A 13,870-nucleotide genomic window follows, 5' to 3' on the forward strand; every position below is an offset into this window, starting at 1 on the left:
ATCGGGGCCTTGCGCCATAGCCTGGAGGTACGGTGACCTCCCGTGGCGAGGGAACTTGTCCCCGTTGGGGTACGCAGCGCCCCCATAACCTGCCAGCGCGATTTCTCAGTGAAACCGTATGTCCCGGACTGCGACTGCTGCGCAGCCGAACGGGGATAAATCCCCTCGCCACAGGGTATGTGTTGGGTTCGAAGAAGTGCTGTAGCTCAACCATCAAAGTCACCCAAATTGATATTCAGGCGCCCGAGGCGGTACAGCAGCGTGCGCCGTGGCAGGCCCAGTTCGCGGGCCGCGAGGGTCTGGTTGCCGTCGTTCTTGCGCAGACAATCGAGGAGCAAAGTGCGCTCGACTTGCTCCAGGCGTTCGCGCAGATTCAGGCCGCTGTTGTCTTCGGGCATCGGCTCCAGACGCAGGGAAAAATGCTCGGCGAGCAACTCGCCACCCTCGCAGAGCAACACCGCGCGCTCGACCAGTGCCTTGAGTTCGCGAACGTTGCCGGGGAAGGTGTAACCGCACAGATGCTCCAGCGCCGAATCCGACCAGCGCACCGGGTCACGCTGCAAAAACGTGCAGGTCTTCTCGGCGAAATGCCGGGCCAGATCGAGGATGTCGCCTTCGCGCTGACGCAGGGCCGGCAGCTCGATCGGGAATTGTGCGAGGCGGTAGTACAAGTCCTCGCGGAACTTGCCTTCGCTGACCAGCGCCGCCAGATCACGGTGCGTCGCGGCGATGATGCGCACGTCGATCTTGTGCGTGTCGTTGGAACCCAGCGGACGAATCTCGCCTTCCTGCAACACGCGCAGAATCTTCGCTTGCAGCGACAACGGCATGTCGCCGATTTCATCGAGCAGCAGCGTACCGCCATTGGCCGCGTCGAACAGCCCTGCGCGATCTCGATCGGCGCCGGTGAAGGCGCCTTTGCGGTAGCCGAACAGTTCGCTTTCCAGCAGGTTTTCCGGGAACGCCGCGCAGTTCTGCACGATGAACGCCTGGGAGCGACGCGGGCCGCAATCGTGGATCGCCCGCGCCACCACTTCCTTGCCGGTGCCGGTCTCGCCACGCAACAGCACGGTGTACGGGCTGTGAAGAATCTTGCTGATCAGCGAATAGGTCTGGCGCATCGCCGCGCTTTTGCCGATCAGTCCGTAGCCGCTGATGCTCGGCACGCTGCGTGTGGCGGAGGCCGATTCGGCGGCTGGCTGACGCAGGCGTTGCAGCAGATGCAGTTGGCCGAGCACGAACGAGCCGAGCTGGCCGAGGGAATCGGCAAAACCCTGCAAGTCAGTACGCCGACGGCTGGCACACAGCAACAAGCCCTCGACCGACTTGTGCTGATTGACCAGCGGCACGCACAACAGCGACTGCCACGGCGTGCTCGCCGCCGGCAGAAAACTGGTTTCGTGCAGGCTGCCGGTCAGGTCGTCGAGGCACACCACGCGGTTCTGGCACAGGGCGAATTGCAGCAGTTGCTCGCCGTTGTAATCCGCTGGCAGGCTCGCCGCCTGACGCGGTTGCAGCGCACCGTCGAGGCACTCGGCGTTCATCCCCAGACAGGTGTGGGTGGCGTCGAGCAGATACAGCTGCGTCAGTTCGCAGCCACTCAGTTCGGCCAGGCCACGGACGAATTCACCCAGCAGCGCAGCACTGTCCGCCGCCCGCGACAGACTGGCGAACTGCGCCAGCAACGCTTCGGCATAGACCAGTGGCTGCGGCACTTGAGTGAACATCACGCCCACCTCAGACGAACTCGCAGGTCACGCTGGAATTGCCGTCGAGCGTGGCATGCACACGCTTGAGGCTCTCGCCGGTCGCCATCGCGTCGAGCAGACGATCAGCCACCAGCGGCAGCACGTGCTGATCGAGCAAATGATCGATCAGGCGCGCGCCGCTTTCGCTTTGCGTGCAGCGCTCGGACAGGTGATCGACGAGGTTCTGGCACCAGCTGAACTCCAGCTGACGACGGTTCAGGCGCTCGCCAAGACGGCCGAGTTTGATCTCGATCAGCTCGCGCAGCACAGGGCCGCCCACCGGGTAGTACGGCACCACTTTCATCCGCGCCAGCAGCGCCGGTTTGAAGTGTTTGCTGAGCACCGGACGAATGGTTTCTTCGAGCACTTCGGCGGTCGGCCGCGCGCCGTCTTCGCAGAGTTCGCTGATCTTGTCGCTACCGAGGTTCGAGGTCATCAGGATCAACGTGTTGCGGAAGTCGATCTCGCGACCTTCGCCATCGTTGGCCACGCCTTTGTCGAAGATTTGGTAGAACAGGTTGAGCACGTCCGGATCAGCCTTCTCGACTTCATCGAGCAACACCACCGAATACGGCTTCTGACGCACGGCTTCAGTGAGCATGCCGCCCTCGCCGTAACCGACGTAGCCCGGTGGCGCACCGATCAGACGCGAGACGGTGTGCTTCTCCTGGAACTCGGACATGTTGATGGTGGTGATGAAGCGGTCGCCGCCGTACAGCAGGTCCGCCAGTGCCAGCGCGGTTTCGGTCTTGCCGACGCCGCTCGGGCCGACCAGCAGGAACACCCCGACCGGTGCATCAGGCTTGTTCAGACCGGCAGCGGTCGCGCGCATCGAACGATCCAGCGCGTGCACCGCTTGCTCCTGACCACGGATGCGCGTGCGCAGGTCGGTGGCGAAACTGGCAACCTTGGCGTTGTGCTCGCGGGCCAGTTGCGCCAGCGGCACACCGGTCCAGGCGCTGATCACTTCAGCAACCAGACGCGGGCAGACTTCGAAGCTGACCAGACGTTCTTTGACTTGCGCAGCCGTCAACGCGGCGTGGGTTTCATGCAATTGGGCTTCCAGCGCTTCGACGCTCTGGCCTTCTTCGACTTCGGCGACCAGAGTTTCAATCACGGTGCCTTCGGCGTCTTCTTCCACGCTGACGGTCGGCTCAACAGCTGCCGCCTCGCGGGCCTTGGCCAGTTGCTGACGCAGTTCCAGCAGACGCTCGGCCAGCTCTTTCTGCTCAGTCCACAGGGTCTCGAGCGCAACCATCTCGCTTTCCGCTTCGTCCAGCCGCGCTTCCAGTGCTTCCAGCGCTTCGTGGTCGATCAGCAGACCGGCCTCGGCATCGCGGCGCAGGGCCTGACGCTGACGGCCGCCTTCAGCCAGTTCGCCACGCAGGCGCTCGAGACTTTCCGGGGCCGCAGCGAGGCTGATACGCACGCGGGCGCACGCGGTGTCGAGGACGTCTACAGCCTTGTCCGGCAGTTGCCGACCGGCCAGGTAACGCGCGGACAATTCAGCAGCGGACACCACCGCGTCATCGCGCAGGTAGATGCCGTGGCTCTTCTCGTAGACCTGAGCCAGACCACGCAGAATGGTCACCGCTTCGCTGACGGTCGGTTCGTGCAATTGCACAGGCTGGAAACGACGGGCCAGCGCCGGGTCTTTCTCGAAGTATTTCTTGTACTCGGCCCAGGTGGTGGCAGCGATGGTGCGAAGCTCGCCACGGGCCAGTGCCGGTTTCAGCAGGTTGGCCGCGTCGGAACCGCCGGCATTGCCGCCCGCGCCGATCAGCGTGTGGGCTTCGTCGATGAACAGAATGATCGGTTTCGGCGAGGCTTTGACCTCGTCGATCACGCCTTTCAAACGACGCTCGAATTCACCTTTGACGCTAGCGCCGGCCTGCAACAGGCCCATGTCCAGCGACAGCAATTCAACGCCTTTGAGTACCTGCGGCACTTCACCGGCAGCGATGCGCGAGGCGAGGCCTTCGACGATGGCGGTCTTACCGACACCGGCCTCACCGACGACGATCGGGTTGTTCTTGCGCCGACGAGCGAGGATGTCGACCATCTGCCGGATCGCGCCATCGCGGCACAGCACCGGGTCGAGTTTGCCGTCGCGGGCCTGTTGGGTCAGGTTATGGGTGAAGCGCTGCAACAGCGATTCGCCCTGTGCGGCCGGTTTGCCATTGGCCGCCGGCTGCTCCTGTTGCGACAGGGCAAATTCCTTCAAACGATCGATGTTCAGTTTGGCGAGCAGCGGTTGATAGCGGCTGCCGGCATAACGCATCGGGTTGCGCAGCAACGCCAGGATCAGCGCGGCGTCTTCGACCTGGGTCTGGCCCAGCTCGAGGTTGGCCACCAGCAGCGCGTCTTGCAGCCATTGCACCAGTTCCGGAGCGAATACCGGGTTGCGCGAAGCGCTGTGCTCGACCCGCGACTGCAATGCAGCGGTCAGTTCACCGGCGTCGACGTCAGCATCTTGCAACGCGCGCGACAGCAAGCCGTTCGGACGCTCGAGCAAGCCCAGCAGCAAGTCTTCGACCAGAATCTTGCTCCCGCCGCGGGCGACGCAACGCTCGGCCGAACGTTCCAGATCACGACGGGTTTCGGCGTCCAGCGCCTGGATGAGTTGTTGCAGGTCTACGTTGATCATGGCTCACGTCCTTAATGAATTTTGCTGCCCAGGGTCACCACGCCGTCCGCTTTTTCGCGGCCCAGCCAACTGGTCCAACCGAGGCGACAGGCGTTCTGCTCACCGATGCGCAGTTCGCGGATTTCTTCCTGGCGCAGGACCAGGCGAATGTCGTAATCGAGCGGGTCACGCAAGGTGAACCGCACCAGCGCGCAGAGCGGCTGGTAGCCGAACCCGATCGGCAGGAATTCATGGAATCGCTGCCAGTCGAGTTCGGTAATGTGAATGCGGAATTTGCCGCTGCGATCGCGCACGCGCTCGCCCAGCACCAGGTCTTCGCCGAGTACGCTATTGGCGCGGCCCAAACGATTGCGCTGCTCGTCGAGAATTTCCACGCGGCGCTCGATGCACTGCTCGATGACCAGGTCTTCGTGCTTGAAGTAGTAACGCAGTACGGCTTCGATCAGCGCCGCCGAGTGCGCCCGCAAACTGAGCAGGCCGAGGTACGGCAGCAGGCGTTTCCAGTTGAGTTCCTTGGCCTTGCGGATCTCGTCGCCGCCCAGGCCGATCAGCGCAAAAAGTTGCGCCGAGAACGGATCGATCGCGCCGCTCTGGAAGCTCGCGCGGTAGCGGTACTTGCGCCAGATCGGCAGCATCAGTCGTTGCAGGCGATGGTGGAACAGGTCGAGGAAATTGCGCGTCGGGTTGCCGTCCTCGCTGTCGCCCAAGGCCTGTTCGCCATAGAACGCCGGCAGCGGCGAACCGGAGCCGACCAGGCCGATCAGGTTGAAGCGCATGCGCGCGCGCATCTTGCCGTGTTCTTCGAAAAACTCGACGCGATCGACGTCGCTGCGCGGAAAGCCCAGGCTCGGGTTGGCCTGGAACTCGACCTGGTCGTACAGATCGTCTTCGCTCAGATGCGGGTGTGCCTCGCGCAGCCGGTCGATCACCAGCAGCACGGCCTGAAACAGCGAGTACTCGCGTATTACCTTGGTCAGCCCGCTTAAAGCAGGGGCTGCAGGCCCATACGTGGTGTCCATTGGTACACCTCTCCCTGTGTGCTTTTTACCCGCAGCTCATGGAATGAATTGAGACTGGCGTAAAGCGCGAAAAACTCGTTGAGAACCGAAGCGAAGACGAACAGGTCGCCTTCGCCGATATAGCCTTCCGGGTCGATGGTCAGTTCGGTGCGCAAGCCGCGTACCGGCAGACCGCGATGCAGTCGGTCGACGTGGTGATGCTTGATGTGCTTGAGGCCGCCCAGCAGGCGCTTGCTGACCTTCTCCGCGTGCTGGTCGTAGTAGCGCGGCAGGTCGTAGGTTTCCAGAATCACCTTCAACGCATTGACGTCCGCCAGCGACAGATAGTTAAGCGACATGTTGCTGATCAGCTTCCACAGGAAGTCACGGTTCAGCGGTGGCGCGAAACTCGGAGTGGCCGGGGTGATGTTGCGGAAACTGAGGAATTCCGGGGTCTGCTCGCTGGCCATGCAGATGTCGCCGAGCTTGAGCTTTTTCGGCAGGTTCTGGTTGGTGCACATCAGCTCGATCGACAGGGTTTCGTGGGCTTCGGTGTGGCGGATGCCGAAGCTCAGGTAGGTGTCGAGGCCGTCATGCAACAAGGACGAACGCTGGCGAATGCTGTAATGCGGACGGCTGTTGGGCACGTCGAAACTCGGGTCGTGCTCAAAGGATTCGAACGGCACGTATTCCTGATAACCGAGGCCGCCGGGCTTCCATCCCGTCACGGTTTCCACCGAGAACACACCGCAGTTTTCCAGGTCGTATTCCGCCGGCAGCAACAGGTATTCGTCCTGCTTGCCATCAAGACGAATTGGCAGTGCGTCGTGCTCGAACAGATTGACGATCGGCGTGCAGAACAGCTTCACGTTATCGAGGGTCGGGCGCATACGCATGATGCCGCTCTTGCGAATGTCGAAACGCAATTCGAGGCCACGCATCTGCTTGAGCGTGTCTTCCGGCAGCGCCTTGAGAATGTCCAGACCGTTGACGTCGACGAACAGGAACTTGTCTTGGAAGGCGAAATACTCCTGCAGGTAGCGATAGCCACGGAAGGTATTCAGCGGATACGGGATCAACGCTTCTTCTTCGGCAAAACCCACCGGTTTCACCCGGTCGCCGGGAATCTTGAACGCCATCGGCTTGCCGCTGACGCCATCGATCGGCTTGCCGGCGCCGTCAAGCGGGATCAGTTCGATGCCGTCGAGGTTGCGCAGCAGGCTCAGGTAGAGCATCTGGCTGATGTAGCGCTCACCGGCAAAGTGCAGGCGCAACTTGCTCAGCTCCAGTTCGCCGAGGTGGCCGTCAGCGCTCATTTCCAGACGCAGGCTGAGCAGCGAGCCATCGCCCTTCACCGAGTAATTCAGCGCAGCCAGATCCAGCGGCAACACCTCGGTCGGGTAGCACGTTCGGAAGCGGCAGCGCACGTCTTCGATCGGCTTGCTCTCGATCGGCGTATCGCGCTCAACCAGCAGCGCCGGGCCGGAACGCTTGAGCGGATCAAACTGCAGAATGCTGAACGCCGGCAGCGGACGCATGTAGTTCGGCCACAGCAGCTGCATCAGCGAATGGCTGAGCTCCGGCAGTTCGTCATCGAGCTTCTGGCGCAGACGCCCGGTAAGGAACGCAAAGCCTTCCAGCAACCGCTCCACATCCGGATCCCGACCGGCCTGTCCCAGATACGGCGCCAGCGCCGGACTACGCTCGGCGAATCGGCGACCGAGCTGGCGCAGTGCGGTGAGTTCGCTTTGGTAGTAGTGGTTAAAGGACATGGAGTGATTGCCTGATCATAATCTGAATTAAATATTCCGTGCTGGCCGCAAGCCACCGCTCATTTATTATTACTAATTCGCGCCAAAGTACTTACCGTGATTTGCCCAACTAAGGTTCGGCACTTCAATTGGGAATAACCTCATACGGAGTGTTGCTGATAAACAGATCCAGCCAATGCTTTCTTGGATTAGATAGCGCCAGCGTGAACGCCTTGTTTTTTTTATCCAGCATAATAAAAACAACACCGACAGCATCATCACTTTCATCAGCGGTCATATCCAGTGAAACATCAGAAAACAAAGGAGTTCGATAAACATGACCAAGGTCATTCAAATCCGTAAAACGCAAGTAAACCGAGTCTCGCGGAGTCAAAAGCGAACTGGCCGGTACTGACTCTATAAGATAGTGGCCGTAAGGGCTCTTTTTTGAGACATCAGGCGCACGACTCAAAACTCCATTCACGATAAAAGCGACGGCAATTAAAAAACTGACCAGTAGTGCGGCCAAACTTAGAAAAAACTTGCGCCATGAACTCATTTAGAGATCGCCTCGATAGGAGCCACGGATACGCTTTCGTACAAAACGTCTGAGTAAACGCGAAAATCCCCGCCTTTCTTATTCACATCCCGATAATCTCGAAAATCGCTATTCTGAACCAGCATGTAATGCTTACCTTCCAGCTCTTTATACCGGCGAACGGCCTCTTCTCTCTGCTGAGGTGTTTGTTCTCCCCTAACCCGTTTATATGCAGACTCAGCCAATACAGAGTTCATTTCAGCCGCCAGCTTAGCGTTTGCTTTGACGCCTTCAACCGGGTCAGTGACCAATTTATCGAAATTCCAATAACCTAGAATCTGGCTAAAAAGAGCAACTCCATCATTAAAATCATACGCATCTTCAATGTAAAAGCCGATTTTCGATGGCGTAAAAACAATATTCTTGCCTGTCACCACCACCGCCCCTTCGGCAATCACGCGCATATTGAAATTCGCAAGTGCAGCGCGAAGCTCATTGACTTCATCATCACCAGCCTGCTCGAACTCTACAACTTTGTTATTTGAGTAGCCGAATTTCTCTGCAGCACTGGCCACGCCATTAAAAGTCAACGGATAACAGCCAGGAGCACTATTGGAAAATTTCTTAAGCAATCTTGTCTTTATCAGATTTATTCCAGCGGGGCTGTTCCAGTTGGCCTTCAAATGTTTGAATGCTGCGTTTGCACGCTTGAATCCAAGGACCCAATTCATTTTTACGATGGTTTCTTCGATGTACTCTGCAGGTGAAAATGCCTCATGTCTTTTTACGACATCATCCATTCCACCATCTTTTGTTGTCCATGGCTTGCCATTGAACCAATGGCTCATCAACGCAGCAGCAACGGGCCAATTGATTTTTTTCATCGTATTTGGAATATCGGTAATTTTGAACTGGCGAGCAGTAGCAATCTGACCGGAGTTATTACTTGCCGGAGTCATCATGGTTGCCACTGTCTTCGCTGCCATTCCTCTATCCCTTTGCTATATTTTCCAGCAATCAAAATTTCTGTAATTCAAAAGAGAAACTAAGCGAGCACGACTCTGCTCTGAGGCTCGATAATCAACTCAATTGCCTCTGCAGTAGCGGAGAATACTTTTTGAGTTTTCCCATCCGCGCCAGTCACGCCGTTTATGATTTTCCCCGATGCGGTTTTAAGTGTGTACTCCACGCCTGCAAGGGGTTTGCCTGTTTCTTCGCAATTGATCACAAAGTGCTCGTTAAACGGCCACTGAATCTCCACCGGCAACGGCGGAACAAACGGCGCCGGCGAATGCGAATTGCCAATAATCACCGTCCCGGACCCAGCCGTGACCTTGTTGCCATGAGTCCCCACCGAATCAACCGTCGCGGCAGGCTTGCCGTTGATCAACACAGTGGTCGCCAAACCGCCGGACATCGCACCACCACACGCCGAGGCATCGCCTTGGCGGGCGGCCGCGAGGCCGTCGAAGAACACGTCGCCGGAACCGGCGGCGATCGGGTTGGTGCCGTGGCCGGGGAGCGGGCAAGCGGTGGGGTCGGATACGCGTGCTGCGGGTTTGCCAGACATCGGGGATCTCCTTAGTTGACCTTGGCTTGAGGACTGTTCATTTCTTGACCACACGCTGGAATATTCCAGCCTTCGTAACCCGTAACTGTCGGGTAGATCGCGTGACCGTATACCCATTGCGAGCGTTCATCGGTGGTGAACTCGTTCTGCCAGAGCAACCATTCGGACGATTTCAGCAGCGTGCCGTCTTTTGCGTAGACCCGGAAAAAGGCTTCGCTGGCAAACAGCTTGAAAATCATTCCCGGTATGCCGAGGGCCGAATACTGCGGAATGTAGGAGCGGATGAAGCACGTACCCGCATCGTTCCAGTCGGTGGAGTACTCGTGAGCCAGCCGTGCCGCCGTCGTCTTCACGTAACAGGCAGCTGAAACGAGGGCAGCAGCCGTCAGGGCGAGAAATAGCAACACGCCACGCCCCCACTTCGCCAACGCACCCGGATTCACGGCGCTCCCTCGCATGGTCCTAATTCACCTTCACTTGACCGCTGCCATCCAGGCGCGCGGAAAAACTGACCTGGCGCTTGAACCCTTCGACTTCCAGCAGGCCTTCGATACTGAAGGCCAGGCGAAGTTGATCGTGGTCACGCGGCAGGGAAATGACACGCACGTTGCTCAGGCGTGGCTCGTAGGCTTCGATGAAGTTTTCGATAGCCAGGCGGGCCTGACTCAGGGAGTCGTGCAGGCTCAGGCGCATGTCATTGAGATCGGGCAACCCGTAGTCGGCCAGCGTTTGCACGCTGCCGGCCCGGGTGCTGAGCATTTTGGCCAGATGGGCAGCCACTGACGCCATGGCGCAAGCCTCAAGGCTGTTGCCCTTGCGTAGTTGTGCGTCGCCGTTGAGGCGTTCGAACAGGCTGCCGTATCCGTCCATGAGTCGCTCTTACTCTTTGTCCAGCTTGCCAACCAGCGACAGGGTGAAATCGGCACCCATGTACTTGAAGTGCGGACGCACGTTCAAGCTCACGCGGTACCAGCCCGGCTCGCCTTCAACGTCGCTGACGATCACTTGCGCAGCGCGCAGCGGACGACGGCCACGCACTTCGGCGCTCGGGTTTTCCTGGTCGGCAACGTACTGACGGATCCACTTGTTCAGTTCCAGCTCGAGGTCGGTACGCTCTTTCCACGAACCGAGTTGCTCGCGCTGCAGCACTTTCAAGTAGTGAGCCAGACGGTTGACGATCATCATGTACGGCAGTTGGGTGCCGAGCTTGTAGTTCAGCTCTGCCGCCTTGCCTTCTGCGCTGATGCCGAAGAACTTCGGCTTCTGCACCGAGCTGGCGGAGAAGAACGCCGCGTTGTCGGAGCCTTTGCGCATGGTCAGGGAGATGAAGCCTTCCTCGGCCAGTTCGTATTCACGACGGTCGGAAACCAGTACTTCGGTAGGGATCTTGGTTTCGATTTCGCCCATGCTTTCGAAGTGGTGCAACGGCAGGTCTTCAACCGCGCCACCGCTCTGTGGGCCGATGATGTTCGGGCACCAGCGGAATTTGGCGAAGCTGTCGGTCAGTTTGGTGCCGAACGCGTAAGCGGTGTTGCCCCACAGGTAGTGCTCATGGCTGTTGGCAACGGTTTCCTTGTACACGAACGATTTCACCGGGTTTTCTTCCGGATCGTACGGGTTACGCAGCAGGAAACGCGGCACGGTCAGGCCAACGTAGCGCGAGTCTTCCGAGGTACGGAAGCTCTGCCATTTGGCGAATTGCGGGCCTTCGAAGTGGTCTTTCAGATCTTTCAGATCCGGCAGGCCGGTGAAGCTTTCCAGACCGAAGAATTTCGGCCCGGCGGCAGCGATGAACGGCGCGTGGGACATGCACGAAACGCTGGCCACGTACTGCATCAGCTTGACGTCTGGCGAGCTTGGCGACATGTAGTAGTTGGCGATGATCGCGCCCACCGGCTGACCACCGAACTGGCCGTATTCAGCGGTGTAGATATGCTTGTACAGGCCCGACTGCATGACTTCCGGCGAGTCTTCGAAATCGTCCAGCAGGTCTTCTTTGGAGACGTTGAGGATTTCGATCTTGATGTTTTCGCGGAAGTTGGTGCGGTCGACCAGCAACTGCAGACCACGCCACGACGATTCCAGCGCCTGGAAATCCGGGTGGTGCAGGATCTCGTCCATCTGACGGCTGAGCTTGGCATCGATCTCGGCGATCATGCGGTCAACCATGGCTTTCTTGACCGGCTCACCGTTGTTCTGCGGCTTGAGCAGCTCTTCGATGAACGCCGACACGCCACGCTTGGCGATGTCGTAGGCTTCGTCGTCCGGGGTCAGACGGGTTTCGGCGATGATGCTGTCGAGAATGCTGTATTCGCCGCTGGCGGCGCTCTTCTCTTGTGCTGCGCTAGTGCTCATTGTGTTGGCTTCCTTGGCTACTGGAGTCTCAGGCGTCCGGGGCTGCGGCGTTCAGGCCCAGCTCACCGAGTACGCGACCGCGGGATTCGTCGTCGGCGAGCACGCCTTCGATCGCTTTACGGAACGCAGGTGCGTTACCCAGCGGGCCTTTGAGGGCCACCAGCGCATCGCGCAGTTCCATCAGTTTTTTCAGCTCAGGCACTTGCTCGACCAGGCTGGCCGGGTTGAAGTCCTTCATCGAATTGACGCGCAATTGCACGGCCAGCTCTTCAGCCTCGCCATCTTCCTGCAGACGGTTCGGCACGCTCAGCGTCAGACCCAGCTCTTGCTTGGCCAACACTTCGTCGAAGGTCATCTTGTCGATGCTGATCGGCTTGCGATCTTCGATTTTGCGATCGTCCTTGCGGTGGGTGTAGTCACCGATTGCCAGCAGCTTCAGCGGCAGTTCAATCTCTTCCTGAGCTCCGCCGGTGGCGGGTTTGAAGGTGACGTTGATGCGTTCCTTGGGGGCTACCGAGCCTTCTTTGGCCATGGCTTTTCTCCTTGCGGTTGTGGCCCTGGGGCCTATTCGAGTACCACTTCGAGGTCGAGGTGGCACAGCCTGCGATAAATCTCTTCCTTGCTTTCACGTACGGCGTGGTTCTGCGGCAACAACTCGCAGCAACTGTGCAGCAGGTGCAGCACTTGCAATGCAAGATCGGGCTCCCAGGCGTGCAGGCCTGAGTCCTGTAATGTCTGATCGAGGGTTTCGAGCTGGTTCTTGGCCAGTTCGTATTTCTTGGCCAGGAAACACAGCCGCGCGAGGGTGAACTGCCAGAAGAAGCGTTCGCGACCACCGTGGGCCGATTGCAGACCCTGCTTGAGAATCTGCACGGCCGGCTTCAAACCTTCCTTGCGCAGAATCGGCTGGACTTCCTCGAGGGCTTTTTCCCAGGCCGGCTGGGTTTCGACGTTCTCGCTTTCGACCTTGCGCGGCGCGCTGGCGCTTTGCAGGTGCGGCATGACATTGGCGGCGATCCACGCCCGGGTGGACGGATCGGCAAACGGCGCGCCGTCATGGAAGCGCAACTCGATGATGCCCGGCAGGCGCTGAATCAAAAGCGCGAAGTGGATTTCCACTTCGCGCATGGCCAGCTCGGCGTTGAGGTTCTGGAGACATTCCCAGACCATCCTCTGGCCATCGAACCAGAACGGCGCCTTCGCCAGGCTCGCCTCCAGTTCCACCAGCAGGTCGGCGTATTTGCCCTGATCGAAACGGTCCTGATAGAGCTTGAGTTTTTCCAGCGGCAGACCGCGCAGCACGGTGATCTGCTCGGCGTTGCGCTCGGGCACCGCGTCGATGGTCATCCACAACAGCGTGCGATTGAGGCGCAGGGCACGCAGATCGGTAGCCTTCTGCTTGAGCCACCAGGCACACAACGGCCGGGCGCTGTCCTGCTGGGCGCGCAGGGCTTTGTGCGCATCCCGCTCGTTGTCGATCGGTGCGCCAGGAGTGAGCAGCTGGGTCGCGGCCTGCTTGACCTGCGCCACCGCCGCGCCCACCACGCCGGGTGCCGGCTGGTTGTCGGCGGCGCGCTGAATCATGGTTTTCAGGCGGCGGGAGATCGGCAGCAGCAGTGGCGCGTCATCGCCCAGATGTTCAGTGCACGCGGCCTCAAGGCCGGCCAGGTGCTCAGAGAGCTGCCGGAACATCGGCAACTGCTCTTTGATCGCAATGTTTTCGGTGATGACCTGCTCGAGACGCGGCACCAGCCAGCCGATCGCGGCGGCACGGGTGCGGGGTTTGAGCGGGTGGACGTCGGCCCAGTTGTTTTCCGACAGATGGTGCAGCAGACCGAGGCCGGCAAGCAGCCCGGGGAAGGATTCGCGCTGGTATAGCGACCACGTCAGCCAGGCGCCGACACGCAGATCCTTGGATTGGGTACGCAGCAGATTTTCGCTGTTTTCGCGGATTTTCAGCCAGTCGATCTGCCCGCTTTCGTGCATCGACGAAGCCTTGGCCAGCTCACTTTCCAGCGCCTCGAATTCGATCGAAAAACGAACGTCTTCGCCCGCGAAATTCTCTTTGGAAACAGAGACTTTTGCGAGTTCGAGGTAATGGGCGGAAAGTTTGCTTGAGTAGGACATCCATGGCCTTTATTAAGGATTACAGTCATGCGCGCGAATGGAGTTTCAGCAACGCGGGACAGTATCGAAGAGCAGTTCAGCGACTCATCCAATTGAGATGTGCTCTTTCAAGTGGGCGCATCGTAATCACTATGAT

General features: G+C 59.3%; 12 protein-coding genes. All 12 read right to left on the bottom strand.

Translation table 11 applies throughout. The features are described 5' to 3' along the window. Nucleotides 1–206 precede the first annotated feature (206 nt). Complete coding sequence (locus FEE99_RS03400) at nt 207–1,727, bottom strand: sigma-54 interaction domain-containing protein (RefSeq protein ID WP_041476616.1); 1,521 nt, start codon at nt 1,725–1,727, stop codon at nt 207–209. A 10-nt stretch (nt 1,728–1,737) separates the two neighbouring features. Then, nucleotides 1,738–4,395: a type VI secretion system ATPase TssH gene (gene tssH / locus FEE99_RS03405; RefSeq protein ID WP_041476615.1), complete on the bottom strand. Its 2,658-nt coding sequence runs from the start codon at nt 4,393–4,395 to the stop codon at nt 1,738–1,740. A gap of 11 nt (nt 4,396–4,406) precedes the next feature. Next, nucleotides 4,407–5,414, bottom strand: a complete 1,008-nt coding sequence (gene tssG / locus FEE99_RS03410; RefSeq protein WP_041476614.1) for a type VI secretion system baseplate subunit TssG — start codon at nt 5,412–5,414, stop codon at nt 4,407–4,409. Next, the gene (gene tssF, locus FEE99_RS03415; RefSeq protein ID WP_024014825.1) at nt 5,378–7,165 is read right to left on the bottom strand and encodes a type VI secretion system baseplate subunit TssF; all 1,788 of its coding nucleotides are present in this window, start codon (nt 7,163–7,165) and stop codon (nt 5,378–5,380) included. The genes tssG and tssF overlap by 37 nt, the downstream gene beginning before the upstream one ends. Nucleotides 7,166–7,289: 124 nt before the next feature. After that, on the bottom strand, nt 7,290–7,703 hold the full coding sequence (locus tag FEE99_RS03420) for a hypothetical protein (protein WP_143978901.1): 414 nt from the start codon (nt 7,701–7,703) through the stop codon (nt 7,290–7,292). Further along, nucleotides 7,700–8,668 (bottom strand): DUF6402 family protein, encoded by a 969-nt coding sequence (locus tag FEE99_RS03425; protein ID WP_041476613.1) that lies wholly within the window; start codon nt 8,666–8,668, stop codon nt 7,700–7,702. Before FEE99_RS03425 ends, FEE99_RS03420 begins: the two co-directional genes overlap by 4 nt. Before the next feature lie 59 nt (nt 8,669–8,727). Next, on the bottom strand, nt 8,728–9,252 hold the full coding sequence (locus FEE99_RS03430; RefSeq protein ID WP_041476612.1) for a PAAR domain-containing protein: 525 nt from the start codon (nt 9,250–9,252) through the stop codon (nt 8,728–8,730). Between the two features lie 11 nt (nt 9,253–9,263). After that, nucleotides 9,264–9,695 (bottom strand): hypothetical protein, encoded by a 432-nt coding sequence (locus FEE99_RS03435; RefSeq protein WP_237143795.1) that lies wholly within the window; start codon nt 9,693–9,695, stop codon nt 9,264–9,266. Between the two features lie 19 nt (nt 9,696–9,714). Further along, nucleotides 9,715–10,122 (bottom strand): type VI secretion system baseplate subunit TssE, encoded by a 408-nt coding sequence (gene tssE, locus FEE99_RS03440; RefSeq protein ID WP_041476611.1) that lies wholly within the window; start codon nt 10,120–10,122, stop codon nt 9,715–9,717. A gap of 9 nt (nt 10,123–10,131) precedes the next feature. Beyond that, the gene (gene tssC, locus FEE99_RS03445; RefSeq protein ID WP_016772499.1) at nt 10,132–11,607 is read right to left on the bottom strand and encodes a type VI secretion system contractile sheath large subunit; all 1,476 of its coding nucleotides are present in this window, start codon (nt 11,605–11,607) and stop codon (nt 10,132–10,134) included. A gap of 28 nt (nt 11,608–11,635) precedes the next feature. Continuing rightward, complete coding sequence (tssB, locus tag FEE99_RS03450) at nt 11,636–12,139, bottom strand: type VI secretion system contractile sheath small subunit (RefSeq protein WP_016772498.1); 504 nt, start codon at nt 12,137–12,139, stop codon at nt 11,636–11,638. A gap of 32 nt (nt 12,140–12,171) precedes the next feature. Next, nucleotides 12,172–13,734 carry a type VI secretion system protein TssA gene (gene tssA / locus FEE99_RS03455; RefSeq protein WP_041476610.1) on the bottom strand — a complete coding sequence of 521 codons (1,563 nt, stop codon included), beginning with the start codon at nt 13,732–13,734 and terminating at the stop codon, nt 12,172–12,174. Nucleotides 13,735–13,870: the final 136 nt, after the last annotated feature.

This window comes from Pseudomonas sp. ef1, assembly GCF_007293365.2.
Classification (GTDB): Bacteria; Pseudomonadota; Gammaproteobacteria; order Pseudomonadales; family Pseudomonadaceae; genus Aquipseudomonas; species Aquipseudomonas siliginis.